At 67.1% G+C, this 25,849-nt stretch carries 24 protein-coding genes; 19 read left to right on the top strand and 5 right to left on the bottom strand.

Annotation, left to right across the window (positions count from 1 at the left end; genetic code table 11):
- Positions 1–78 precede the first annotated feature (78 nt).
- Positions 79–1,389: a sigma-54-dependent transcriptional regulator family protein gene (locus C3B61_RS05885; protein ID WP_244285845.1), complete on the top strand. Its 1,311-nt coding sequence runs from the start codon at positions 79–81 to the stop codon at positions 1,387–1,389.
- 15 nt (positions 1,390–1,404) lie between these two features.
- Here the strand turns inward: C3B61_RS05885 and C3B61_RS05880 are convergent, their stop codons facing one another.
- A complete protein-coding gene (locus C3B61_RS05880; RefSeq protein WP_103459847.1) occupies positions 1,405–2,079 on the bottom strand; it encodes a DUF6518 family protein in 675 nt (224 codons plus the stop codon).
- Positions 2,080–2,274: 195 nt separating this feature from the next.
- Between C3B61_RS05880 and exaC the strand changes: the two genes are divergently transcribed.
- Entirely contained in the window at positions 2,275–3,798 is a 1,524-nt protein-coding gene (exaC, locus tag C3B61_RS05875) for an acetaldehyde dehydrogenase ExaC (protein ID WP_088456300.1), read from the top strand.
- Positions 3,799–3,902: 104 nt separating this feature from the next.
- Positions 3,903–4,349: a DUF779 domain-containing protein gene (locus C3B61_RS05870; protein WP_088456299.1), complete on the top strand. Its 447-nt coding sequence runs from the start codon at positions 3,903–3,905 to the stop codon at positions 4,347–4,349.
- A 33-nt stretch (positions 4,350–4,382) separates the two neighbouring features.
- Here the strand turns inward: C3B61_RS05870 and C3B61_RS05865 are convergent, their stop codons facing one another.
- Both C3B61_RS05865 and C3B61_RS05860 read right to left on the bottom strand, forming a co-directional pair.
- On the bottom strand, positions 4,383–4,982 hold the full coding sequence (locus C3B61_RS05865) for a hypothetical protein (RefSeq protein WP_133160236.1): 600 nt from the start codon (positions 4,980–4,982) through the stop codon (positions 4,383–4,385).
- 78 nt (positions 4,983–5,060) lie between these two features.
- Positions 5,061–5,852: a GntR family transcriptional regulator gene (locus tag C3B61_RS05860; protein ID WP_194088219.1), complete on the bottom strand. Its 792-nt coding sequence runs from the start codon at positions 5,850–5,852 to the stop codon at positions 5,061–5,063.
- Between the two features lie 157 nt (positions 5,853–6,009).
- On the opposite strand from C3B61_RS05860, the gene deoD reads away from it, so the two are divergent.
- From deoD to C3B61_RS05820, 8 genes are all read left to right on the top strand, one after another.
- Complete coding sequence (gene deoD, locus C3B61_RS05855) at positions 6,010–6,729, top strand: purine-nucleoside phosphorylase (protein ID WP_103459844.1); 720 nt, start codon at positions 6,010–6,012, stop codon at positions 6,727–6,729.
- Positions 6,729–8,144, top strand: coding sequence for an MFS transporter (locus C3B61_RS05850; protein ID WP_103459843.1), 1,416 nt, complete (start codon positions 6,729–6,731; stop codon positions 8,142–8,144). The genes deoD and C3B61_RS05850 overlap by 1 nt, the downstream gene beginning before the upstream one ends.
- A 308-nt stretch (positions 8,145–8,452) precedes the next feature.
- The gene (murJ, locus tag C3B61_RS05845) at positions 8,453–10,021 is read left to right on the top strand and encodes a murein biosynthesis integral membrane protein MurJ (protein ID WP_165791124.1); all 1,569 of its coding nucleotides are present in this window, start codon (positions 8,453–8,455) and stop codon (positions 10,019–10,021) included.
- Complete coding sequence (locus C3B61_RS05840) at positions 10,018–10,506, top strand: GNAT family N-acetyltransferase (RefSeq protein ID WP_103459841.1); 489 nt, start codon at positions 10,018–10,020, stop codon at positions 10,504–10,506. The genes murJ and C3B61_RS05840 overlap by 4 nt, the downstream gene beginning before the upstream one ends.
- A 31-nt stretch (positions 10,507–10,537) precedes the next feature.
- Positions 10,538–10,975, top strand: coding sequence for a type II 3-dehydroquinate dehydratase (gene aroQ, locus C3B61_RS05835; RefSeq protein WP_088456292.1), 438 nt, complete (start codon positions 10,538–10,540; stop codon positions 10,973–10,975).
- A 114-nt stretch (positions 10,976–11,089) separates the two neighbouring features.
- Complete coding sequence (gene efp, locus C3B61_RS05830) at positions 11,090–11,650, top strand: elongation factor P (RefSeq protein ID WP_088456291.1); 561 nt, start codon at positions 11,090–11,092, stop codon at positions 11,648–11,650.
- Positions 11,650–12,069 carry a transcription antitermination factor NusB gene (nusB, locus tag C3B61_RS05825; RefSeq protein WP_088456290.1) on the top strand — a complete coding sequence of 140 codons (420 nt, stop codon included), beginning with the start codon at positions 11,650–11,652 and terminating at the stop codon, positions 12,067–12,069. The genes efp and nusB overlap by 1 nt, the downstream gene beginning before the upstream one ends.
- Before the next feature lie 82 nt (positions 12,070–12,151).
- Entirely contained in the window at positions 12,152–13,150 is a 999-nt protein-coding gene (locus tag C3B61_RS05820) for a DUF4190 domain-containing protein (protein WP_103459840.1), read from the top strand.
- Between the two features lie 8 nt (positions 13,151–13,158).
- Here C3B61_RS05820 and C3B61_RS05815 read toward each other — a convergent pair whose 3' ends face one another.
- The gene (locus C3B61_RS05815) at positions 13,159–14,250 is read right to left on the bottom strand and encodes a hypothetical protein (RefSeq protein WP_103459839.1); all 1,092 of its coding nucleotides are present in this window, start codon (positions 14,248–14,250) and stop codon (positions 13,159–13,161) included.
- Positions 14,251–14,392: 142 nt separating this feature from the next.
- Positions 14,393–16,018, bottom strand: a complete 1,626-nt coding sequence (locus C3B61_RS05810) for an HNH endonuclease signature motif containing protein (RefSeq protein WP_103459838.1) — start codon at positions 16,016–16,018, stop codon at positions 14,393–14,395.
- 120 nt (positions 16,019–16,138) lie between these two features.
- Here C3B61_RS05810 and pyrR point away from each other — a divergent pair, with 120 nt between their 5' ends.
- The 8 genes from pyrR to gmk are packed head-to-tail and all read left to right on the top strand — an operon-like array spanning position 16,139 to position 25,840.
- Complete coding sequence (pyrR, locus tag C3B61_RS05805; protein WP_088456286.1) at positions 16,139–16,684, top strand: bifunctional pyr operon transcriptional regulator/uracil phosphoribosyltransferase PyrR; 546 nt, start codon at positions 16,139–16,141, stop codon at positions 16,682–16,684.
- A complete protein-coding gene (locus C3B61_RS05800; RefSeq protein WP_103459837.1) occupies positions 16,681–17,631 on the top strand; it encodes an aspartate carbamoyltransferase catalytic subunit in 951 nt (316 codons plus the stop codon). The genes pyrR and C3B61_RS05800 overlap by 4 nt, the downstream gene beginning before the upstream one ends.
- A gap of 1 nt (position 17,632) precedes the next feature.
- Complete coding sequence (locus tag C3B61_RS05795; RefSeq protein ID WP_103459836.1) at positions 17,633–18,979, top strand: dihydroorotase; 1,347 nt, start codon at positions 17,633–17,635, stop codon at positions 18,977–18,979.
- Positions 18,972–19,565, top strand: a complete 594-nt coding sequence (locus C3B61_RS05790) for a PH-like domain-containing protein (protein ID WP_103459835.1) — start codon at positions 18,972–18,974, stop codon at positions 19,563–19,565. Before C3B61_RS05795 ends, C3B61_RS05790 begins: the two co-directional genes overlap by 8 nt.
- 3 nt (positions 19,566–19,568) lie before the next feature.
- On the top strand, positions 19,569–20,735 hold the full coding sequence (carA, locus tag C3B61_RS05785; protein WP_088456282.1) for a glutamine-hydrolyzing carbamoyl-phosphate synthase small subunit: 1,167 nt from the start codon (positions 19,569–19,571) through the stop codon (positions 20,733–20,735).
- Positions 20,735–24,022, top strand: a complete 3,288-nt coding sequence (gene carB / locus C3B61_RS05780) for a carbamoyl-phosphate synthase large subunit (RefSeq protein ID WP_088456281.1) — start codon at positions 20,735–20,737, stop codon at positions 24,020–24,022. The genes carA and carB overlap by 1 nt, the downstream gene beginning before the upstream one ends.
- On the top strand, positions 24,019–24,927 hold the full coding sequence (pyrF, locus tag C3B61_RS05775; protein WP_425266411.1) for an orotidine-5'-phosphate decarboxylase: 909 nt from the start codon (positions 24,019–24,021) through the stop codon (positions 24,925–24,927). Before carB ends, pyrF begins: the two co-directional genes overlap by 4 nt.
- Complete coding sequence (gene gmk / locus C3B61_RS05770) at positions 24,920–25,840, top strand: guanylate kinase (protein ID WP_103431888.1); 921 nt, start codon at positions 24,920–24,922, stop codon at positions 25,838–25,840. Before pyrF ends, gmk begins: the two co-directional genes overlap by 8 nt.
- Positions 25,841–25,849: the final 9 nt, after the last annotated feature.

The raw sequence follows: 25,849 nt of genomic DNA, 5'->3' as shown, positions 1-25,849 counted from the left end.
TGCGCAGGTCGCCTACGACCAGCGTTGATCGGAGGTGTTGTGAGCAGTCCGTGGACGATAACTCCTACCGATTCACCTGTGGGGACGTTTTCCCGGCAGGAAAGACTGCATGAGGCCGCCATCGGGGACCGCACCGATCTGCGCTCCGGTGCCGTGCAGGCCGGCGTGCGCCGACTCGTGCGGGAATCCTGGCAACGGTCTCTGTCACTCCGCCTGGACCCGCTGACGGCGCAGGCGGCACCAACTCTCGCCGCCGACGAGCTCAACCGGCTGAGGGCCCGCAATCCGCTGGCCGGGGTGCTGCCGGTGATCAACACCCTGTTGGTGCGGCACGCCGCCGAATTCGGGCTGATCGTGGCGGTGGCCGATGAGACCGGCCGGCTGCTCTGGATCGACGGTGACAGCTCGGTGCGCACCCGTGCCGAGGACATGCACTTCGTCGTCGGCGCCGACTGGTCTGAGGCCCGGGTCGGCACCAGCGCACCCGGCACCGCCCTGGCTCTGAACCACGGCATCCAGATCCAGCGCGCCGAACACTTCAGTCAGCTCGCCCACCCGTTCAGCTGCACCGCCGTGCCCATCCACGACCCGGTCACCGGTGCGGTGCTCGGCGTCATCGATATCACTGGGGGAGACGCCGCCGTTGCCCCGCAGACCCTGCCGCTTGTGGAGGCCGCCGTCGCGGCGCTCGAGGCGGAGTTGCGCATCCAGAGCCTCAGCGCCCCACGGCCATCACCGGCGCGGCCTTCGGGCTTTACCGCCCCCGGCATTCTGCTGACCGTTCTGGGTACCGAACACGGCGCCCTGCACGGGGCTCCCAGCACTGATCGGCACAGCACTGATCGGCACAGCGTCGGCCTCAGTCCCCGGCACGCCGAGATCCTGCTCCTGCTCGCCTGGCACCGGCAGGGCCTGTCCGCCGACAGGCTCGCAAGCCTCCTCAGCGACGAGCAACCGCACGCCGTCGAGAACCTCCGCGCCGAGATGGTGCGGCTGCGCCGGGCGCTGGCGGTCAGCCATCCGCAGCTGCGGATCGGCTCCCGCCCCTACCGTCTGGAGACCGACGTCGACACGGATGCGGGCCGGGTCCTGCGCCTCCTCGGCCGCGGTGCCCACCGAATGGCCCTCGCCGCCTATCGCGGCACCGTGCTGCCTGGCTCCGCAGCGCCCGGCGTCGCAGAGATCCGCGCAGAGGTGAGCCAGCGCCTGCGCCAGACGCTGCTCAGCGATGCCTCGGTGGAGGTGTTGCTCGACTACGCCGGCACCGAGGAGGCCGCCTGGGACTCCGAGGTATGGCGGGCCTGCCTTCAGCTGCTGCCCGCCCGGTCACCACAGCGAGCCGCAGTGGTGGCGAGCCTCGCCCGCATCGAGGCCGAGCTCAGCGCGTAGTCGACGAGCCCGGGTTCAATTCAGGACGAAGACGAGCACATACACGAAGGCGAGAGTCCCCACCAGCCACACGCTGACCACCAACGAGATGGAGCGGGGCGCGAGCCGGCGGTGCAGGACGGCCGCGAGCAGAAAGATTGCTGACAGCACGATCTCGAGCGTCCAATAGACCGGGCTGGTGGTGTCTGTGATGGTGTTGAGCGCCCAGATGCCCTCACCCAGCAGAACAGCGCTCAGCGGCGTGACCGCCAGCGCACCCCACAGTGGAGGGGCGTAGCGTGCGAGGCCGGCGGCAACGCCCAGCAGCGGTCCGGTGACGACGCCCACCAGGGTCCAGATCGAGGTGAACGGATCGCCGTCATCGAACCCTCGCCACTCGGATACGACGCTGTAGGACTCGACGAGAAGCTGGAAGACCACGATGCCGAGGACTCCCGCAAGCAACGGCCGGGCACGGCCGAGCCAGACGATCAGGAAGGCGAACATCGTCCAGCCGCCGGCGGAGTTGCCCAGCGAATTGACCCAGGGCGGCAGGTACTGCTGGGCGACACTGGTCAGCCCGCCGATCAGCACCGCTCCGCCGACCGCCACGACCGTCGCCCGCACCGCCGACGACCGGGTGTCGGCGTGCCACCAGCCGCTGCGCGCGGGCGGCGGCTCGACGACGCGAGAACTTTCCAGGGTTTCCATGTGGTCCACGCTAGGCAAGCCGGTCCGGCCAGGCATCCACCCAGAGACTGACCGGGGAATACCGGAGGATGACCTCGGTCGGGCCACCGGACCGGGAGGCCACCGCAATGTTTCGCAACCTCCGTGTTCCTAGGCTCACCCCATGGACCGCGAGAACGCGGACTCCATCGACAGAGCCGTCGAACAAGGAGTGAAATGACCGTTTACGCCGCCCCAGGCACACCGGATGCGAAAGTCACCTTCAAGCCCCGCTACGAGAACTGGATCGGAGGCGAATGGGTGCCGCCAGTGAAGGGCCAATACTTCGAAGACATCTCCCCGGTCAACGGCAAACCGTTCACCGAGGTCGCCCGCAGTACCCACGAAGACATCGACCTGGCCCTCGACGCCGCCCACAAGGCCGCACCGGCCTGGGGCAAGACCACGGCCACGCACCGCGCCGCCGTGCTCAACAAGATCGCGGATGTCATCGACGCGAACCGCGAACTGCTCGCGGTTGCCGAGACCTGGGACAACGGCAAGCCCATCCGGGAGCCGCTGAACGCCGACCTGCCACTGGCTGCCGACCACTTCAGGTACTTCGCCTCCGCTATCCGCGCCCAGGACGGCGACCACGCCGAGCTCGACAACGACACCATGTCGTACCAGTTCCACGAACCGCTGGGCGTGGTCGGCCAGATCATCCCGTGGAACTTCCCGATCCTGATGGCGGTGTGGAAGCTGGCACCGGCTCTCGCTGCCGGGAACGCGGTCGTGCTCAAGCCCGCGGAGCAGACCCCCGCATCGATCCTGGTGCTGATCGAACTGATCGGCGACATCCTGCCTCCGGGGGTGCTCAACATCGTCAACGGCTTCGGCATCGAAGCGGGCAAGCCGCTCGCATCCTCGAACCGTATCCGCAAGATCGCGTTCACCGGCGAGACCACGACGGGACGGCTGATCCTGCAGTACGCCAGCGCCAACATCATCCCGTCCACCGTTGAGCTGGGCGGCAAGAGCGCCAACATCTTCTTTGACGATGTGGCGCAGAAGGACGACAGCTACTACGACAAGGCACAGGAAGGTTTTGTGCTGTTCGCCTTCAACCAGGGCGAGGTGTGCACCTGCCCCAGCCGCGCGCTGTTGCACAAGCCCATCTACGACAGCTTCCTCGGCGGCGCCATCGAGCGCACCAAGCTGGCCAAGCAGGGCAACCCGCTCGACACCGACACCCAGGTGGGCGCCCAGGCCAGCAATGACCAGCTCGAGAAGATCCTCTCGTACATCGATATCGGGAAGAAGGAGGGCGCCAAGCTCCTGCTCGGCGGCGAGCAGGCCGACCTCGGCGGGGACCTCAGCGGCGGCTACTACGTGCAGCCGACCATCTTCGAGGGCCAGAACAAGATGCGCATCTTCCAGGAGGAGATCTTCGGACCCGTCGTGGCGGTGACCAGCTTCGACGACTACGACGACGCCATCTCGATCGCCAACGACACCCTGTACGGCCTCGGGGCCGGGGTGTGGTCGCGGAACGGCACCACGGCCTACCGCGCGGGGCGGGACCTGCACGCCGGTCGCGTGTGGGTGAACAACTACCACAACTACCCGGCTGGAGCCGCTTTCGGCGGCTACAAGAGCTCGGGTATCGGCCGGGAGAACAACAAGCTGGCGCTCGGCCACTACCAGCAGACCAAAAACCTGCTGGTGTCGTACTCCGAAGACGCGTTGGGCTTCTTCTAACCGCGAACAGGAGGTGCCGGCCGGGGCGGTTACCCGAAAACTGCCCCGGCCGGCACCGCCTCCCACAAACGCCCGTAGCGCTCCACCCGCAGTTGGAGGAACCCATGACCGACCTCATCACGCCAGTCCCGGATGCGCCCGTCGCGCCCGCGGTCGAAGCGTCCATCACCATCCCGGGGGAGACCCGGTCCAGGGTGGCGCTGGCGCAGGCCACCGTCGACCTGTTGCGAAGCCTCTGGGAGGAGCACGGGCCGCTGATGTTCCACCAGTCCGGCGGCTGCTGCGACGGCAGTTCGCCGATGTGCTTTCCGGCGGGGGAGTTCATCACCTCCGACCAAGACGTGCTGCTCGGCCGGCTCGACATCGCGCCGGCGGGAGAGCCCGAACAGGTGATCGACTTCTGGATCTCCGCCGAACAGTTCGAGTACTGGAGTCACACCGCCCTGCTCATCGACACCGTCAAGGGTCGCGGCGGTGGCTTCTCGGCCGAGGCTCCACGCGGCGTGCGCTTCATCATCCGCTCGGAGTTGATGGATTCGTTCACCGGGTAGGGAACAAATTTGGCGATGTCGGAGTGCCGGGGGTCAGACGAAGGTGCGCAGTGCCCGCTGGTAACCGTCACTGTCCTCTCTGGTCGTGTTGGTCAGGAGAAGGCCGGTCCGGCCGACTGTTCGCGTGAACTCGCCCCGGCAGGGGATGCTGACGATCTTCGTCAGGCCCGCCTGCCAGGCGCGGATGAGCCCGGGGAGGCTGCGCCGCTCGGGGCTGTCCTCAAGTTTGGCCGGCAATGCCATTAGCTGGGTGTGTGCGGCCGCGTCCGACCACGTTCGGTACGACGCGCTGTTGAATGCCGTATCGCCAAAAAGGTCGCGCCAGTTCGGGCCGACGATGCGGTGGAGAAGGTCGGCCCGCTCGGTCGATCCGACGACGGTGCGCTGAATCTCCTCGAACACCCCCGGGTCCCTTTTCTCACCCGCATGCGCTGCGGCGGCGTCCCAGACGCGTGGCCAGGCCTCCGCCCAGGCCGCGCGAGTTTCGGCATCGACCGCGGAATCGCGAACCACCAGGGGCGTTTCCGACAGCAGCGGCGGGAGATCATCCCCGCCAGGCTGCAGCTGGTGTGCCTCTCTGACCCAGAGCAGTTCCAGAAGCGAACCAGGTTGATCGTCGACGGTGATGACCATGTCGTGCGGCCACGGCTCGCCCGGTATCGGTTCGCTTGATCGCATGCGTGCCCTCGAATCCTGGACGTGGTTGACGGGTCAGTTCGGGTTGTGCTGCATGACCGACAGCGACCCGTGGCCAGGCGCGATGACACACTTGGCGGCGTACAGCGGCACTCCGCTGTGGTCGGCAGTCTGGGTGAGGATGAGGACCGCCGCTGACGGATCGATGTTCAGCAGCTTCGCCCGCGTGGGGCCGGCGTCGGTGGCGACGATCTGGCACACACCGTTGGTGAAGACGTGACCGTTGGCCTGCATGGAGGCGAGAAGGGTTCGTGGTTGAGCGGCGAGCTCCACGAGTTCGGAGGCGATCCGCGCGCTCACATCACTGAGGTAGCGCCCAGCGGGGAGATGTTCCTGAACCGTTGCAACGGGACGCCCATCGTGCAGCAAGACGCTCTCGCGGATCCAGGCGTTCGCAGCCGGGTCGAGCGCGAGCCGGTGGGACACGAAGTCGGTAGCCCCTTCGAGCTCGAAGCGCACCGGCTGCACGGTAATCGTCATGTTCGGGTCGGCGAGGGCGATCTCGAACGGCCGTAGCTGCTCGAGTCCGCCGTGCGGGATGGACTCGGTGACGAACCGCCCGACACCGCGCCGGGTGACCAGCAACCCGTCTTCCTCGAGGAGCATCAGCGCCTCGCGCACCGGAGTGCGGCTCACCCCGAGCGTTGCCGAGAGTTCGATTTCCCGTGGCAGCATCTCGCCGAGCCTGAACACGCCAGAGCGGATGCCTTCAGCCAGCCGCGTGTAGACCGCAACTCGAATGGGCTGGCCGACGGCGAGCTGGAGCTGCTGCTGCAGGAACGTGTGGGATTCCAGACTGGTCGTCACGAGACCTCCTTGTGTGCCCGACGCTATCACGTTCGACATGTGCCCGCAGAGGTATAACCTCATACTGCAAGTGCAATCCGAGCGTTGTAGTCCACGCGCCGCAGTTCAGGCAATGCCTGAGTTCAGACAATGCCGCAGTTCAGACAATGGAGTCCCCATGAGTACACCCACCACGACCAGCACGCCCCACATCGATCCGAAGGGGGTGGACATTGCCGAGACGATCCTGCTTCCCGGCGACCCGCTGCGAGCCAAGTTCATCGCCGAGACCTACTTGGACGACATCCGTTGTTTCAACGAGGTTCGCAACATGCTGGGTTTCACCGGCACCTACCGCGGGCGCCCCGTGTCCGTCATGGGCACGGGAATGGGCATTCCCTCAATCTCGCTCTACAGCTACGAGCTGATCCACCACTTCGGCGTCAAGAACCTGATCCGGGTGGGTAGCTGCGGCGCCATGCAGGAAGGCATGGAGCTCTACGACGTCGTCATCGCGCAGGGCGCCTCGACCGACTCCAACTACCTGCACCAGTTCAACCTGCCCGGTCAGTGGGCACCACTGTCGTCGTACAGGCTGCTGGAGCAGGCCAAGCGGGCCGCCGACGAGCGCGGCCAACGCACCCACGTTGGCAACGTTCTTTCATCCGACGTGTTCTACGGCGCGGACTCCGACGCCATGGGCAAGTGGATGAAGATGGGCATTCTGGCCGTTGAGATGGAGTCGGCGGGTCTGTTCGCCAACGCCGCGGCCGCGGGCGTCGATGCGTTGGGCATCTTCACCGTCAGCGACCACATCCTCACTCACGCCAAGACCACCCCGGAGGAACGGCAGACCGCCTTCACCTCCATGATCGAGATCGCGCTGGAACTCGCCTGATGAGCACCGCAACCCGCCCCTCCGTTCTCACCCAGGCCGTCAAGCCGAGCCGGGCCATCCCCATCCTGCTGATCCTCTTCGTGTTCTCGCTGGTGCTGGACAACGGCTTCAAATTCATGTCGCCGGCGTTGGCGGATAGTCTCAACCTTCCGGTCACCACCGTCAGCCTGCAGGCCACTCTGGCCGGCATCCTGATCGGTATCGGCGCCGTGGTCTACGCCGCGCTGGCCGACTCGATCAGCATCCGCAAACTCATCATCTTCGCGATCATCTTGATGACCGTCGGGTCGCTCGTCGGCTTCGTCTTCCAGGGCAACTTCTCGATGATCCTGGTCGGTCGGCTGATTCAGAGCGCCGGCCTGGCGGCCGCCGAGACGCTCTACGTGATCTACGTGACCAAGCACTTCAGGGGCGACGAGCAGAAGAAGTATCTGGGCTTCAGCACCGCGGCCTTCCAGTTGTCGCTGCTGATCGGCACCGTTGGAAGTGGCTTCATCGCCACCTACATCGGCTGGGCTGCCTTCTTCCTGGTCGCACTGCTTTCACTGCTTGCCATCCCTGTCGTGTTGCGCACGGTGCCCAAGGAAGCGACGGGCGGCGGCCATGTGGACGTATTCGGCCTGTTCCTGATCGCGGTCTTCGCCACCGGCCTGATCATGTTCATGCAGAACTTCAACCTGTGGTATCTGTTGCCGGTTGTTGCCGGGCTGGCTCTCTTCATCTGGCACATCCGTACCCACGACAACGCCGTGATCACCAGCGCGTTCTTCGCCAACGCTCAGTACTCACTCATGATCATCGTGGTGTTCATCACCTACTCCGTACAGCTGGGCTACACCTTCCTGTTCTCGTTCCTGATCTCCGACGTCTACGGCTACAACCTCGGCGAAGTCGCCCTGCTGCTGATCCCCGGCTACGTCGCCGCCGTGATTGTGGGCACTCTTACCGGCAAGATCGCCAAGTACCTCTCCTCAAAGCAAGCCATCACCATCGCGCTGGTCGCGATCGTCGTGTCACTGCTGATCCCGGCCCTGCTGGTGGATAAGGGAGTCTGGATCTTCGTGATCTCGATGAGCCTGTTCCCGATGGCCTTTGCGCTGATGTACGGCCCGCTCGTGTCGACTGCCATTGAGCGGGTGCCGGTCGCAAACTCCGGTATCGCCATTGGCTTCTACAACCTCACCATCAACATTGCCGTTCCGGTCGGCATCGCCTACACCGCAACGCTGATGAAGCTGCAGCCCAACCTGTTGGGCGGCATCACCGACGGCGCCCAGGCCTCCTCCTACGGATCGGTGTTGTTGATCCTCACGGGAGTCGCTGCCCTCGGCCTCGTGCTGTACCGCGTCTTCATCGTCTTCATCGAGCGCCAGGGCTCCGAGGTGGCCGCGGCGCGGAAGGCTGTGGCGGACTAGGACGTCCGGTGCGGGTCTCGAAGGAGATTTCCGAATACGGAAGGTGCTCGCGTGCCAGCACGGCAGTCAGGATGCGATCGCCGAGGTCCGCGCCAACCGAATAGACGTGGGCCCGGTGGCGGGGGAACAGCCATCGGGTCCACGTCTGCGCCGTGCATGAGCCCAACCTAGTCAGGTGCCCCAGACAGCGGGGAAATGTTGCCTGACCTGTGGGAGTCTTGGCAAATGGGGGATTCTGGATCGGCTGGGTGTCAGTTCGCACTGCGCGGTGCGTGCGTGTGAGCGTGCGGGGCTCGGTCGGATCGATGATGACCGCCACGCTGGTGTCGCGAGCGCTGGGTTTTGTGAAGGCAATTTTCCTGGTGGCTGCCATCGGCGGAACCAGCGCCGGCGTCGGCGGGCAGACCTTCGAGATCGCCAACTCGGCTCCCACCTATCTGTTCGCCCTGATCGCCGGGGGAGTGCTCGGCGCCGTGCTCGTTCCGCAGATCGTCCGGAACCTGAACGCCGGCTCGGTCGGGCAGGACAATACCGACCGGCTCCTGACCATTGTTCTGGTCGGTGGAGCCGTGGCCACGGTCGTCCTTACCCTGTGCGCCCCGGGCATCGTCTGGCTCTACGCGACGACCTGGTCGCCGGAATGGCGAGGACTGGCAACGTCGATGGCGTACTGGTGCCTGCCTCAGATCTTCTTCCTTATCGCCTTCGCCGTTCTGTCGCAGGTCCTCAACGCGCGGGGAGTATTCGGTGCCCCGGCCTGGGCGCCCGCGATCTCGAACCTAGTGGGGATCGGGGGGATCCTGGTGTTCCTCCTCGTTCTGCCGTCCGGATTGGGGGACGTCGGCACGTGGAGTCCATCGATGATCGCGGTCCTCAGCGGTTCCGCCACCCTCGCCATCGCCGTCCAGAGCCTTCTTCTCGCGGTCCCCCTTCGCACCATGGGGTTTCGGCTGCGCCTGCGCTGGGGCGTCAGCGGTCTGGGGGAGATGTCGGCCGTGGCCGGCTGGACGCTCCTGGGCGTGGTTGCCGGCCAGGTCACCTACCTGGTCACCGCCAACGTCGCCAACAACGCCGGCGAGACGCTGCATCGACTGGGCATCGATGGGCCGAGCCTGAACTCGCTGTCACTCGCATACCTCCTGATGCTGCTGCCGCATGGAATCGTCACGGTGTCCCTGACCACCGCTCTGTACACCCGGATGAGCGGGTATGCCGCCCGCCACGACTTCACTGCGACCGAGTCACTCTCGAGCCTGGCCACGAAGCCTGTCGCCTATGTCGCGATCGCCGCGAGCGCCGCGTTCGCCGCGCTGGGACCGCTCATCACCACGGTGCTGTTCGGCAACCCGAGCATCGGACAGGTGCTGCAGGTCCTCTCGATCGGGCTCGTCGGCTTCAGCCAGGCCTACGTGCTCAACCGAACCTCCTTCGCTCTCCAGGACGCCCGCGGCCCGTTCCTCACTCAGCTCGTCATCGCGGTGCTCTCCGCGGCGGGGGCCGCCGCATCCGCGCTGATGCTGCCGCCGACTCTCACCGTGATCGGTATCGCGGCGGGCGTCACTCTCGCCAACTTTGCCGGCTGGTTCACTGCATATCGGGCGCTACAACGAACCTTTCGGCGTCTCGGCCACGTACCCGTTCGGGGACACCGCGCGTCTCTCGGCTACGTCCGGCTGCTCGGCGCGGGGCTCGCGAGTTTCATGGTCGGGTGGACGGCGGTGGCATTCATCGGGATTCCGTCTGATTTCGGTGGCAAAGTCCTCCTCCTGGGCGCCGCCGGAACAGCATCTCTGGGGGTGTTCATCGTGGTCGGTTACGTTTTTGGCGATCGAACCGTGAGCGAACTGCGTCGCCCGACCGGGCGGATGGGTCGATGACTATCCCCGGTGAATCCGTGACGGTTCGCGCTTACGCCCCTCAAGACGCGCCGAGCACTCTCGCCGTCTTTCTGGACGCCGTGACAACAACGGCGTCCCAGCACTACTCGCCCGAACAGATTGCCGCATGGTCCGCGCCCGAGGAGCGCGATGTCGAAGAATGGAACCTTGCCAGGGCCGGGCGAGGAACGGTGGTTGCGGTAGTCGAAGGAGACGTGGCCGGGTTCTCCGACGTCAACGCTGACGGATACATCGACATGATGTTCGTGTCACCTCGGTTCGGCCGACGAGGCGTTGCGAGTACCCTGCTGGGTGCGATCGAACGCAGAGCGAAATCGCTGACCGCGGCCACGTTGTGGACTAACGCGAGCATCACCGCCCGTCCCTTTTTCGAGCAGCACGGATTCGTCGTCGAGGCGAAGCAGCATCCAGTCAGCCGAGGTGTGCGGATGACCAACTACCGGATGGCCAAACAGCTGTCCTAGCTCTCGACCCGGCCGGGCCTAGGCTGGGTCCATGCGCACAGTCCTCGTTTTGAACGGCCCGAATCTCGGACGCCTCGGCAGCCGGGAGCCTGACGTCTACGGCTCGGCCGACCTCGACGACCTGTGGACGCTGCTCACCGATTCCGCACCGGAGGACGTCACCGTCGATGTGCGTCAGACCGACGACGAGGCCGAGCTCATCCACTGGCTCTACGAAGCCGTGGACACGACAACACCGGTGGTGCTCAACCCTGCCGCGTTCACGCACTACAGCTACGCGCTGCGCGACGCCGCGGCCCTCGTCACCAAGGCCGGCATCCCGCTCGTCGAGGTCCACATCTCCAACCCGCACGCCCGCGAGACCTTCCGCCACACCAGTGTGGTCAGCGCCGTGGCGACCGGAGTCATCGCTGGATTCGGCTTCGACTCCTACCGCCTGGCCCTCGACCACATCGTGCGCCTGGGCTGACCTCCTCCCGAGCGCCTGGGCGCACGGAATCGATCCGCCGCGGCGTGTCGGCTACACTCGTCTGAGACCTTTGGTCGCGCACCTTCCCAATTGAATCGAACGGAACACCTCTTCATGGCATCTACCGCCGACATTAGAAATGGCGTCGTCCTCAACATCGACAAGCAGCTGTGGGCCGTCATCGAATTTCAGCACGTCAAGCCCGGCAAGGGTGGCGCGTTCGTGCGCACCAAGCTGAAGAACGTCGTCACGGGCAAGACCGTCGACCGCACCTTCAACGCCGGCGCCAAGATCGAGACCGAGAACGTCGACCGTCGCGACTTCCAGTACCTTTACGCGGATGGCGAATCGTACGTCTTCATGGACGTCTCGGACTACGACCAGCTCACGGTATCCGCCGCCGTCGTCGGCGATGCCGCCAACTTCATGCTCGAGAACCAGGCCGTGACCGTCGCTCTGCACGACGGCAACCCGCTCTACGTCGAACTGCCGGCATCCGTCGTGCTTGAAATCACCTACACCGAGCCGGGCCTGCAGGGCGACCGCTCCACCGGCGGCACCAAGCCCGCGACCGTCGAGACCGGCTACCAGATCCAGGTGCCGCTGTTCCTCGAGCAGGGCACCAAGGTCAAGGTTGACACCCGCAACGGTGACTACCTCGGCCGCGTCAACTAGTGAGCGCCCGCACCAAGGCGCGCAAGCGCGCCATCGATATCCTGTACGCCGCCGACATCCGTCAGACCACGATCCCGCAGTCGCTGGCCATGGAGGCCGAGCGCGCCGCCAACGAACCGGCCCGCATGGTGTCCTGGCTCTACGCCCGGGACATCGTGGACGGCGTCGTCGACCACCGCGAGGAGATCGACGAATTGATCGAGACGTACTCGCAGGGCTGGACGCTCTCGCGGATGCCCACGATCGACCGGGCCATCCTGCGCATCGGCATTTGGGAGATCCTGTACAACGACGCCGTGCCGCACGCCGTCGCGATCGACGAGGCCGTCGAGGCCGCCAAGGTGCTCTCGACCGATGACTCGGCCGGGTTCGTCAATGGACTCCTCGGGCGCATCGCCCAGACGGCGCCATCCGCCTAAGCCGACCGCATCGTCGGCTTGAGCAGCACGTAGTACCGGTCCCGGGCGCCTCGCTCGGGACCGGATTCATGAGGGGGAGAACATGACGGAACGCACCGACGGGACCACCGACGCAAACACTGGCGAGTACCCCGCCGGTAACCCGGGAGACCAGCCGGCGGCGCCTGCGCCGTACAAGGCTCCGCCCTCCATCGCGCCCACCACCCCGTACGCCGGACCCGTTGCGCCGCGCACGAACACCCTCGCGATCGTGGCGTTGGTGACCGGATTCTGCTGCAACATCGCAGCCGTGATCACCGGGCACATCGCGCTCAGCCAGATCAAGCGCACCGGCGAGGCCGGCAAGGGTCTCGCCATCGCCGGGCTCGTACTCGGTTACGCGAGCATCGGCCTCACGGCGGTCCTGCTCGTGGTGCTCGTGTTCTTCACGGCGGCGATGGGTGCGTTCGTCACCGCTGTCGCCGGCGCCACCTCGTCGGTGACATCCGAGTCGACTTCGGGGCCGACCGGTCAGATCGGTGCCGCCTACTTCGACGAGGGTTACCTCCTCGTCGGCACCGGAAGCACTGTCGTCGACCTGTACATCGATCCGATGTGCCCGTACTGCGGCCAGTTCGACATCGCCAACGGAGACACCCTGGCTGCCCTGGTCGAGGACGGCAGCATCACCCTGCGACTGCACTCGCTGACCTTCCTCGACGAAGCCTCGCAGGGCAGCGAGTACTCCACGCGGGCGTCCGCCGCGCTGACCTGCGAAGCCTCGATCAACCCCGAGTCCACCCTCGACTACCTGGCCGCGCTGTTCGCGAATCAGCCGACCGAGGGCACCACCGGCCTCAGCGACGATGAACTCGTGGCGTTGTCCGACGGCGGCTCGTCCATCGCCGAGTGCGTCACGGGCGAGCAGTATCACGCCTGGTCGCAGCAGAACACGGATGCCGCGCTGACCGGCCCGATCCCCGGCGCTGAGATCGCGTCGATCCAGGGCACGCCCACCGTCCTGATCGACGGAGTTCAGTACGACGGCCCGATCGGCGACCCGCAGGCTCTCGCCGACGCCATCCTGGGCGTGACCAGCTAGCCTGCCGTTCAGGTGGCCAGGGTGATGCTCGGAACCATACCGGCGATCGACGCCCAGAGCTTCACGTCGTCGCCGGGCTGGGGCCGATAGGGGGTCCCCGACTTGTCGCGGCACTCCAACGAGATCTGCGCCTCCAGGGCCACGCCGATCGCGTAGGTCCTGGACCCGCGCAGCTGGAGGGTCACCGAGAGGTCGGTGAAGGCATGCCGTTGTGAACTGATCGCCGAACCACCCTTGCCGCTCTCGTCGAAAGCAAAGAGGGTCCGAGAGCCGAACGGGCTCAGCAGCTCCCAGGCCCCGGTGATCGGGTCGATCTCCCAACCGGCGACATACGCGGTGCCCCGGTACGAGAAGGCCGCGAAACCGATCGGTCCGGCCGGCAGGAACCACCACCGGCTCTCGGCTACCAGGTCTACCGAGGCCGTGACCGTCACCGACGAGAGGCTGGCCCGGGGCACGAGCGTCACCCCGGTTCCGGCGAACCCGATATCACCGGAGTCCATCGCGGAGGCGTTCACCCAGCTGAACAGTCGTCCGGTCTTCTCCGACGCGTCGCTGCCATCCGGCTGCCCGTCGCGGCCGTTCGCCCACCGATACCGAAAGCGATGATCGTCGGGGGCCGGTGAACTCCAATAGGTGCGATAGTCGGCGTCGGCAGGGATGTAGAGGTTATCCGGCCAGGTCACGACGAAGGGCGCACGCGCACGGAAATAGTTCGCGAACAGGGCCTCACGATATTTCTTCACGCCGACGAGGGTGCGGGCCGCGTCGGCCGTGGTGAGCTCGATCTCATCGTGCACGGCCTCGATCTCGCGTCGCCGCACGAAGCTGATGGGTCCGGCCGGAGCGCCGACCTCCGAGTCGACGTTCGAGGGTTCCCGCGACTCGGACCTGGCCGTCGATGCATGCCCGGTGGCTTCGCGCCGGTTCTGACGGTGGGTGCCGGCAGGTTCAGGTTCGGCGGTTGGGACGTCACCGGCTGCGTCCACCATCGGGTCGACGGGTACATCGTTCGCCGGGTCGTCAGCCGGAACCGGACGCTGGTCGTCGGGTGGGTCACCGTGCCGATCCTGAGGACGGTCGTTGTCAGCGGGGCTCATCAAATCACCTCCTGGCGCCACGGGCGCGCTGCATCGCAGATCGCGGAGTTGTGTCGCAAGGCAGGGTAGTCACCCCGAGGTGGTTGCGCGAGGTCTGCGACGCATCGAGACATCCGCTTCAACGAGCGCGGGCTTGTGGGCCTTAGAACGGTGGGTTCTCGGGCACCGGTGGGGTCGGCTTCCGACTCGGCCGCTGCCGGGGCATCAGGTAACTCTCGTCGGCGGGCCGCTTCCGGGTTTTCGGCCCCACGACCGGTGGTCGGGGTCGGGGTGGTCCCATCGGGTTGGCCGGGTCGGTGCGATAGCTGCGTTTCCCGGGGGAAGTCCAGTGCAGGATCCCGCCGGGTTCCTGCGTGACCCGCCACTGGCTGAGGTGTTTGAGTCGGTGGTGGGGTTCGCAGAGGTGGGCGAGGTTGTCGCAGTCGGTGCTGCCGCCGCCGGCCCAGGGGGCGGTGTGGTCGACGTCGCTGGTCACCGCGGGTCGGGAACAGCCCGGGAACCGGCAGGTTTCGTCGCGCACCCGCAGGTATTTCTTCATGGCCTTGGTGTTCTTGTGCTGGGTCTTGCCCAGCGAGAGCATCACCCCGGTCTCCGGGTGGGTCAGCAGCCGGGTGAAGCTCGGCGCGTGCCCGGCGATCTCCCGCGCGACCTCGGGAGAGATGGGCCCGTACCCCTCGAGAGTGCCGGGTTCCTCGTCCAAGCCCAGCAGGGTCAGCACGGGCACGGTGACCATGACCGTGCCGCGGATGCCGGCGCCCATCCCGTCGGGCGTGATGCCGTCCAGCAACAGGGCGGCGGTGATGTCGGCGCGGAGCTGGTCGAGGGTGCGGGTCGGGAGCTCTTCCGCGGCGTCTGGGCTGAGGCCGAATGCGGTGCCGCTTCCGCTGCCGGCGGTGTCGGACGCGGTGTCGGCCGGCGCCGGGTTGCCGGTCTTCTTCAGCTTCACGGCGATGCCGTTGATCCGGTCGTAGGCGGCCTTGGTGTCGTGGGCGGTGCCGTACCAGTGCAACCAGCCCATCCCATCCGGGGCGGCCTCCCAGCGGCTGTGCCGTTCGGCGAGGGCGTTCGTGCTGCGGGTCACGATCGACTCCGGGTGCAGCCGTTCCCGTAGCCGGCGGGCCTTATCGATGAATCGGCCCACCGGCAGGCGCTTGGCCTCCGGCAGCACCTTCTCTTCGAACGCCGCCTGGTCCTCCATCGGCAGGGTGCGCATCTGGTCGACGAGCGCGGTCGCGTGTCGATAGCTGATCTCTCCGGTCGAGAGGGCCTCGAAGGTCGCCGGGGTGGCCATGAGCCAGAGGGACTGGTCCATCAGGCGCTCCACGGTGCGCTCGGACAGGCGCAACAGGCAGGCGGTCTCGCTGACAATCGTGCGGCGGGCCACGTCCCGGTCCTCCCACCGGCTATGGGCGGCCGCGCGGGCTTGGTCCTCGGTCAGGGTGGCCGCGTTCACGTCGGCCAGCCGGATGCTCTCCGGGTTGCCGCGCAGGCGCGAGGAGACGTGCGGGTCCTCGCTCCAGCCCTGCAGGGCGACGAGGAACTCGGCCTGCCGGGCCTGCGCGATGGCGATGGCGCGGGCCTCGGCCGCGATCAGCTCGGTGCGGCGGGCCAGCTCCGAGCAGACCAACTCGTCCAGGGATGGGTTGGGGACGTGCGGCTCGAAAGCGGTCGGGTTGACAGGGGAGGGGGTGGAGCCAGGTGGAGCGGACTCCGGAGAGCGGTCGTCATCATCCGGAGCGGGCGGTACTGCCTGGTCGGGGTTGCTCATGATGAGATCGTCTCACCTACCACCGACACTGCCGAAGGTTCCGGGGCGGGGATGCTAGGGTCTAAAGGTACTAATGACCTACTTTAAGAGCCGTCCTGTGAGACGGGAAAGGAGGTCGGTTTGACGGAGCGCACCGTGCTCACCCAGGCTGACATCACCCGAGCGTTGACTCGGATCTCGCACGAGATCCTGGAGTCCAATCGTGGAAGCGAGAACCTGGTCATTCTGGGCATCCCCACCAGGGGAGTGGCCCTCGCCCAGCGGATAGCCGAGATCATCCAGCGCATCGAACCGGCATCCGCCGCCGTGCGCGTCGGCTCTCTCGACGTGACCATGTACCGTGACGACCTCGCGCACACCCGCACCCGTACCCCCGCGCCCACCCAGGTGCCGGGCAGCATCGACGGTGCCACCGTGGTCCTGGTCGACGACGTGCTCTACTCGGGCCGCACCATCCGCGCCGCCCTGGACGCCCTCGGCGACCACGGCCGCCCCAGCGTCGTGCGGCTGGCCGTCCTGGTGGACCGCGGCCACCGCGAGCTGCCGATCCGCGCCGACTTCGTGGGCAAGAACCTGCCCAGCGCCACGCACGAACGCATCAACGTGCACGTCACCGAGGTCGACGGCGATGAGTTCGTCAGCATTGAGGGAGGAATGGAGTCATGAGGCACCTGCTCTCCACCAAGGCGCTCAGCCGCGACGAGGCCATCAGCCTGCTCGACATCGCCGAAGACATGGCCGATGTGGCCAACCGGGAGGTCAAGAAACTCCCGACCCTGCGCGGCAAGACCGTGGTGAACCTCTTCTTCGAGGACTCCACCCGCACCCGCATCTCCTTCGAGGCCGCCGCCAAGCGACTCAGCGCCGACGTGATCAACTTCAGTGCCAAGGGCTCCAGCGTCTCCAAGGGCGAAAGCCTCAAGGACACCGCCCAGACCCTCGCCGCCATGGGCGCTGACGGCGTCGTCATCCGGCACCCCGCGTCAGGAGCCCCGCAGGTGCTGGCCGGCAGCGGCTGGATCGACGCCGGCATCATCAACGCCGGCGACGGTACCCACGAACATCCCACCCAGGCCTTGCTCGACGCATTCACCATCCGCCGCCGCCTGCACGATGGGGCCTCCCGCGGCCGCGGGCTCGACGGCGTCACCGTCACCATCGTCGGCGACATCCTGCACTCCAGGGTCGCCCGCTCCAACCTGTGGCTGCTGAACACCCTCGGCGCACACGTCACCTTCATCGCCCCGCCCACCCTGGTGCCCGCCGATACGTCGGCCTGGCCGGCCGGTATCGGCTACGACCTCGACGCGGCCATCGACGCCGGCCCCGATGTGGTGATGATGCTGCGCATCCAGGCCGAGCGGATGAACGCCGCGTTCTTCCCGAACAGCCGGGAGTACTCCCGCCGCTGGGGGCTGGACGACGAGCGATTCGCCCGGCTGTCGTCGCATAGCATTGTCATGCACCCCGGACCGATGAATCGCGGCCTGGAGATCTCCTCCGCCGCGGCCGACTCCGACCGGTCCACCGTGCGCGAACAGGTCGCAAACGGGGTATCAGTGCGCATGGCCGCGCTGTACCTGTTGTTATCGGGCGACCGAGAGGATCACTGAAATGTCGAGCGAACGCTACCTTGTGCGTGGAGCACAGCTGAGCGACGGAACCACCACCGACCTGCTGCTGGCCGACGGTGTCATCACCGCGACCGGCACCCAGCTGTCGGATGCCGGCGCGACCGTCATCGACGCCGACGGGCTCCTCGCACTGCCCGGCCTGGTCGACCTGCACACGCACCTCCGCGAACCCGGCTACGAGCAGAGCGAAACCGTGCTCACAGGCAGCCAGGCGGCAGCCATCGGCGGGTTCACCACGGTATTCGCCATGGCGAACACCTCACCCGTGCAGGACACCGCCGGCGTCGTCGAGCAGGTGCTCGCGCTGGGGGAGAGCGCCGGCTACGTGACCGTGCAGCCGATCGGTGCCGTCACCGTCGGCCTGGCCGGTGAACGCCTCGCCGAATTCGGCGCCATGGCCGCAAGCCGCGCCAATGTGCGGGTCTTCTCCGACGACGGCTTCTGCGTCTCCGACCCGCTCCTGATGCGCCGGGCCCTCGAGTACGTCAAGGCCTTCGACGGTGTCGTCGCCCAGCACTCCCAGGAACCGCGCCTCACGGTTGGCGCACAAATGAACGAGGGCGCCCTCTCCAGCGAGCTCGGCCTCACCGGCTGGCCCGCCGTCGCCGAGGAATCGATCATCGCCCGCGACGTACTGCTGGCCGAACACGTGGGTTCGCGCCTGCACGTCTGCCACCTTTCCACCGCCGGTGCCGTCGACGTGGTGCGTTGGGCCAAGGCCCGCGGCATCAATGTGACCGCGGAGGTCACCCCGCACCACCTGCTGCTCACCGAGGAACTCGTGGCCGGCTACGACGCCCGCTACAAGGTGAACCCGCCGCTCCGCCGCCGCGAAGACGTCGAAGCCCTGCGCCAGGGTCTGGCCGACGGCACCATCGACATCATCGCCACCGACCACGCCCCGCACCCCGTCGAGTCCAAGGACTGTGAATGGGACGCCGCCGCAAACGGCATGGTCGGCCTCGAATCCGCCCTGTCGGTGGCCCACGCCGCCGTGGTGGAGACCGGGTTCCTCGGCTGGAGCGACCTCGTCAGGGTGATGTCGACGACCCCGGCCCGGATCGGGCGCATCCATGGCCAGGGCCAACAGCTCACTGTCGGCGCCCCCGCCGAACTCACCCTCTACGACCCGAGCGCCCGCCGGGTGTTCGGCCGTGAGAATCTGATCGGCAAGGGCGTCAACTCTCCCTACCTTCAGATGACGCTGCCCGGCCAGGTGCTGGCCACCTTTCACCGCGGTTATGCCACCGTGCTCGACGGCGTGCTGCAGAGTACGGCCCAGATCGAAGCCGCCCGGGGTCCGTTGGTACGGGGCGCCCATGAGTAGCCGCACGATCGCGACGATCATCACGGCGCTGGTCCTCCTCGCCGTCCTCGCCCTGATGCTGCGCTCCTGGCGCCGGCGCACCAAGCGGGATGCCGCGCTGCCCGCCGGCTACCTGCAGCCCGCCGATCGCGGCCGTGAACTGGCCTCCGCCGCAGCCCTGTACGTCGCCACCACCCCCCGCGACACACCGTTGGAACGCCTGAACATCCCCGGACTCGGCTTCCGTGCCCGCGGCGGCGTGACGGTCACCGAGCAGGGCGTGCTGCTCGAACTCGCCGGCTCGCCCGCACTGTTCATCCCGGCGGATGCCGTGCAGCTCGTCGCCGACGCCACCGTCGCCATCGACCGGGTGGTCGAGCCCGGCGGCCTGCTGCTGCTCGGCTGGCGGCTGAACTCTGTTGGCGTCGACACCACGGACCCCGACACCCCCACCGGTGTCGACAGCTACTTCCGTTTCAGCGACCCCGTCGACCGGCGGGCCATCACCGAAGCGATCAGATCTATCACTGCAGAACCCGGCACGACAGAACCCGGCACGACAGAACCTGGCAATACAGAATTCGGCACCGAAGAAAGTGAGGTGTAGCCCGTGAGCTACCCAACAACCACACCGGCCCCGGCCGTACTCGTCCTCGAAGACGGCAGCCGATACGTGGGACGCGCCTACGGCAGCCTCGGCCAGACCCTCGGCGAGATCGTCTTCGCCACCGGCATGACCGGCTACCAGGAGACTCTCACCGACCCCTCCTACGCCGGCCAGATCGTGCTGATGACCGCGCCGCACATCGGTAACACCGGCGCCAACGACGACGACATGGAATCCTCCCGCATCTGGGTCTCCGGTTTTGTGGTGCGCGAGCCCGCCAGAATACCGTCGAACTTCCGCTCCCAGCGCACCCTCGACGCCGACCTCGAGTCGAACGGGGTCGTGGGCATCAGCGGCATCGACACCCGCGCCGTCACCCGGCACATCCGCTCGCTGGGTTCCATGCGCAGCGGCATCTTTTCCGGCGACGGCTATGAGCTCTCCGAGGGCGAACAGCTCGAACTCGTCCGCGGCGGGGCCAGCATGCGAGGCCGAAACCTGTCCGACGCTGTCTCCACCGTCGAGCCGTACTCGATTCCGGCGCAGGGCGAACGCATCGGCTCTGTCGCCGTGCTCGACCTCGGCGTCAAGACCTCTACTCTCAACTACCTCGCCGAGCGCGGCTTCGAGGTCCTGGTGCTCCCGCAGTCGATCACCGCGGAGCACGTGCTCTCGCTGAACCCGACCGCCCTGTTCTTCTCGAACGGCCCCGGTGACCCCGCCGCCAGCGACGCCCACGTGACGCTGCTGCAGGAAGTGATGCGCGCCGGCGTGCCGTACTTCGGCATCTGCTTCGGCAACCAGCTGCTGGGCCGTGCCCTCGGCTTCGGCACCTACAAGCTGCCGTTCGGCCACCGCGGCATCAACCAGCCGGTGCTCGACAAGGCCACCGGCCGGGTCGAGATCACCTCGCAGAACCACGGCTTCGCCGTGGACATGCCCATCGAGGGCATCAGCGAATCCTCGACCGGATTCGGCCGCGTGGAGGTCAGCCACTACAGCCTCAACGACCAGGTCGTCGAGGGCATCAGGTGCCTGGACATCCCGGCCTTCTCGGTGCAGTACCACCCGGAGTCCGCGGCCGGCCCGCACGACGCCAACTATCTTTTCGACAGGTTCAGGGATGTGGTGGTCGCGCACGCGGCCGCCGGAGCAGGAGACGCCAAGTAATGCCCAAGCGCGACGATATCAACAGCGTCCTCGTCATCGGAAGCGGCCCGATCGTCATCGGTCAGGCCTGCGAGTTCGACTACTCGGGTACCCAGGCCTGCCGGGTCCTCCGCGAGGAGGGCGTCCGGGTCATCCTGGTCAACTCCAATCCGGCCACCATCATGACCGACCCCGACTTCGCCGACGCGACGTACATCGAGCCGATCACCCCGGAGATCCTCGAGACCATCATCGCCAAGGAGCGTCCGGATGCGATCCTGCCGACCCTGGGCGGCCAGACGGCCCTCAACGCGGCCATCGCCCTGCACGAGCGCGGGATCCTCACCAAGTACAACGTCGAGCTCATCGGCGCCAGCTTCGAAGCGATCAACAAGGGTGAAGACCGCCAGATCTTCAAGCAGCTGGTGCTCGACGCCGGCGCTGACGTAGCCAAGTCCTACATCGCGCACACCGTGGAAGAGGCCGTCGGCTTCGCAGAGGACCTCGGCTACCCACTCGTGGTGCGCCCGTCCTTCACCATGGGCGGCCTGGGCTCCGGCTTCGCGTACACCGAAGCCGAGCTCCGCCGCATCGTCGGCGACGGCCTGCACCAGAGCCCGACCACCGAGGTGCTCCTGGAGGAGTCCATCCTCGGCTGGAAGGAATACGAGCTCGAGATGATGCGCGACACCGCCGACAACACGGTGGTCGTCTGCTCGATCGAAAACGTCGACCCCGTCGGCGTGCACACCGGCGACTCCATCACCGTCGCGCCGGCGCTCACCCTCACCGACCGCGAGTACCAGAAGCTGCGCGACATCGGCATCGACATCATCCGCGCCGTCGGCGTCGACACCGGCGGCTGCAACATCCAGTTCGCCATCGACCCGGCCAACGGCCGCATCATCGTGATCGAGATGAACCCGCGGGTGTCCCGCTCCTCGGCACTGGCCAGCAAGGCCACCGGATTCCCGATCGCCAAGATCGCCGCGAAGCTGGCCCTCGGCTACCGCCTCGACGAGATCCCCAACGACATCACCAAGGTGACCCCGGCCAGCTTCGAACCCACCCTGGACTACGTCGTCGTCAAGGTGCCCAGGTTCGCGTTCGAGAAGTTCCCCAAGGCCGACCAGCGCCTGACCACCACCATGAAGTCGGTCGGTGAGGCCATGGCCATCGGCCGCAACTACGCCTCAGCCCTGCAGAAGGCGCTCCGCTCGCTCGAAAAGCGCGGCTCCTCCTTCCACTGGGGTGCGGAGACCCGCACGGTCGAGGAGCTCCTCGAAATCGCCGAGGTTCCCACCGACGGCCGCATCGTCACCGTGCAGCAGGCGCTGCGCAAGGGCGCCACCATCGAGCAGCTCTTCGCAGCCACCAAGATCGACCCGTGGTTCCTCGACCAGATCGTGCTCATTAACGAGATCGCCGATGCCGTCGCCGCCTCGGACACCCTCGACACCGAGATCTTGCGCACCGCCAAGGACCACGGCTTCTCCGACGCCCAGATCGGCGAGCTCCGCGGCTTCGGCGAAGCGGATGTGCGCAAGGTCCGGCACATCCTCGGCGTACGCCCGGTGTTCAAGACCGTCGACACCTGCGCCGGCGAGTTCCCCGCCCTCACCCCGTACCACTACTCGAGCTACGACCAGGAGACCGAGGTCGTCCCGTCCGACCGCAGGAAGGTCGTCATCCTCGGGTCCGGCCCGAACCGGATCGGCCAGGGCGTCGAGTTCGACTACTCCTGCGTGCACGCCTCGTTCGCGCTCTCCGAGGCCGGTTACGAAACCATCATGATCAACTGCAACCCGGAGACGGTCTCCACCGACTACGACACCAGCGACAGGCTCTACTTCGAGCCGCTCACCCTGGAAGACGTGCTGGAGATCATCCACGCCGAAAGCCAGAGCGGCGAACTCGTCGGCGTGGTCGTGCAGCTCGGCGGCCAGACCGCGCTGGGCCTGGCCAAGGGACTGGAAGCCGCAGGCATCCCGATCCTGGGCACCTCCCCGACGGCGATCGACCTGGCCGAGGAACGTGGCCTGTTCAGCGGCATCCTCGCCGACGCCGGCCTGCTCGCGCCCCGCAACGGGGTGGCCACCGACTACAGCGGCGCCGTCGTCGTGGCCGAGGAGATCGGCTACCCGGTGCTCGTGCGCCCCAGCTACGTGCTCGGCGGCCGCGGCATGGAGATCATCTACGACAGTGCCTCCCTGGCCGACTACTTCACACGCATGCAGGGCCAGGGCATCATCGGCCCGTCGCACCCGTTGCTGGTGGACCGCTTCCTCGACGACGCCATCGAGATCGACGTCGACGCCATCTACGACGGCCACGAGCTCTACATCGGCGGCGTGATGGAACACATCGAAGAGGCCGGCGTGCACTCCGGTGACTCCAGCTGCACCCTGCCGCCGGTCACCCTCGGCCGCGCCGAGATCGACAGGGTCCGCGACGCGACCCTGGCCATCGCCCAGGGCATCGGCGTGCGCGGACTGCTGAACGTGCAGTTCGCCATCGGCGCCGGGGTGCTCTACGTGCTCGAAGCCAACCCGCGCGCGTCCCGCACCGTCCCGTTCGTCGCCAAGGCGCTCGGTATCACGCTGGCCAAGGCCGCCTCGCTGATCATGGTCGGCACCACCATCGCCGAGCTCAAGGCCAACGGCCAACTGCCGCTGATCGACGGTTCCCGAGTGCCGATGGACTCGCCGGTCGCCGTGAAGGAAGCGGTGCTGCCATTCAACAGGTTCCGCACCAAGGAAGGCCTCATCGTCGACTCGGTGCTCGGCCCGGAGATGCGTTCCACCGGAGAGGTCATGGGTATCGACCGCGACTTCCCGCGGGCGTTCGCCAAGAGCCAGCTCGCCGCCTACGGCGGAATTCCGCTCACCGGAACGGTCTTCGTGTCGGTCTCCGACCGGGACAAGCGCGCTGTGATCCTGCCGATGCTGCGCCTCTCGCAGCTGGGCTACACGATCATGGCCACCGAGGGAACCGCCGAAGTTTTGCAGCGGAACGGAATCGGGGCCACAGTGGTGGCAAAGTTCAGCGAAAAGGCCGATGAGTCCGTGGACACCGTCGTCGACCTGATCCGGCGCGAGGAGGTGCAGATCGTGATCAACACACCGAACGGTCGCACCGCACGCGCCGACGGCTACGAGATCCGCGCCGCCGCCGTCGCCGGCGACCTGCCCCTGTTCACCACCATCGCGGAGCTGAGCGCCGCCGTCGCGTCGATCGACTCGATCCGTACCGGCTTCGAGGTCACCAGCCTGCAGGAGTACGCGGCGAAACGGGCGGCGGCACTGTGACTCCAGCCGGCGCAGAGATCCCAGCCGAACCCGTAGGCAGCGCCGAAGCCTTCGGTGCACGTCTGCACGGTGCCTTCGCCCGATTCGGCCGGCTCTGCGTCGGCATCGACCCGCACTCCTGGTTGCTGACCGACTGGGGCCTGCCGGACACCGCCGCAGGGGCCGAAAGCTTCGGCCGGGCTGTCGTGGCCGCCGCCGCGGGACGGGTGGGCATCGTCAAGCCCCAGGTGGCGTTCTACGAGCGGTTCGGCTCCGCCGGCTACCTGGCACTGGAACGAGTGCTCGCCGACGCGCGGGCGGTGGGCCTTCTGGTCATCGCCGACGTCAAACGCGGCGACCTGGGCACCAGTGTCGAAGCCTACGGCCAGGCCTGGCTGAGCCAGGGCTCGCCGCTCGAGGTCGACGCCATCACCGTGAACCCGTACATGGGGGTCGGCTCGCTGAACAGCACCGTGGACCTCGCCTCGGACAATCACAAGGGACTGTTCCTGCTCGCCGCGACCTCCAATCCGGAGGCCGCCCACCTGCAGCAGGCCGTGCTCACGGACGGAGCCCACGCGGGCCGTTCCGTGGCGGCGTCGGTGCTCGACCAGGTTGCCGCCATCAACGCCGACCGCGTGCCGGCGGGCTCGTTCGGGTCGATCGGCGTGGTCCTCGGGGCCACGGTTTCACTGGCCGACTTCGGCATCGACACCCACGCCCCGGCCGCCCCGGTCGTCACCCCGGTGCTCGCCCCGGGCTTCGGCCACCAGGGTGCGAATCCCACCGATCTGGCCGGTTTGTTTGGCGGATACGCTCAAGGCGTTATCGTGAGTGAATCGCGCAGCGTTTTATCCGCCGGTCCCGCCCGTGTGGCCGATGAGATAACCCGCCGATCAACCGAAGCTGGAGCGACCCGTGGCTGATAATCGCCCTACCCCACCCGACGTCGACCGCGTCGCGGCCTCCCGCGCCGCCGTCGCAGCCCGACGAGCCCGCGCAGCCGTGAAAGCACAGGTCGCGGCCGGTGAACGTACCTCCCTCGATGTGCTCGCCGCCGCCGTCAAGGAACCGAACGGCGTGGAGGGCCGGCTGAGGGTGACCGAGCTTCTCGTGAGCATCCCCGCCATCGGGGTGACCAAGATGCAGCGCATCATGACCCGGCTGGAGATCTCGCCGTCCAAGCGCCTGGGCGGCCTCGGCAAGCACCAGCGCGACCGGCTGCGCGACTTCCTCGCCGCCCGGCCCACCGCCCGCAGGGGTGCGCCGGACTCCAGGCTCGTGGTCCTCGCGGGACCGACCGCGGTCGGCAAAGGAACCGTCGCCGCGCACATTCGTGAGCACCACCCCGAGGTACACCTGTCGGTATCCGCGACCACCAGGGCCCCGCGTGCCGGCGAGGTCGAGGGCGTCAGCTACTTCTTCGTCGACGACGCCGAGTTCGACCGGATGATCGAGGCCGGCGAACTCCTGGAATATGCCACCGTGCACAATGCCTACCGCTACGGCACCCCGCGCGGCCCCGTCGAGGCGGCCATCGCCGACGGCAACAGCGTTCTGCTCGAGATCGACATCCAGGGTGCCCGCTCGGTGCGCCGGGCGATGCCGGAGGCCCGTCTGGTCTTTCTGCTGCCACCCACCTGGGACGAACTGGTGCGCCGCCTGATCGGGCGCGGCACCGAGGATTCGGCCGAACAGGCCCGCCGGCTGGAGACCGCGAAGCTTGAATTGGCCGCCCAGGGCGAGTTCGATTACCGCGTCGTAAACAGCGACGTGGCCGAAGCGGCCGAAGAAGTCGTAGACTTGATGCAGATTCGCAAGGCATCGGCGCCGTCGTAGCGCCCGCTG

Source organism: Cryobacterium zongtaii, assembly GCF_002909375.1.
GTDB lineage: Bacteria > Actinomycetota > Actinomycetes > Actinomycetales > Microbacteriaceae > Cryobacterium > Cryobacterium zongtaii.
Note: the sequence above shows the minus strand (reverse complement) of the source record. Positions and strands in the feature narration are given on the sequence as shown.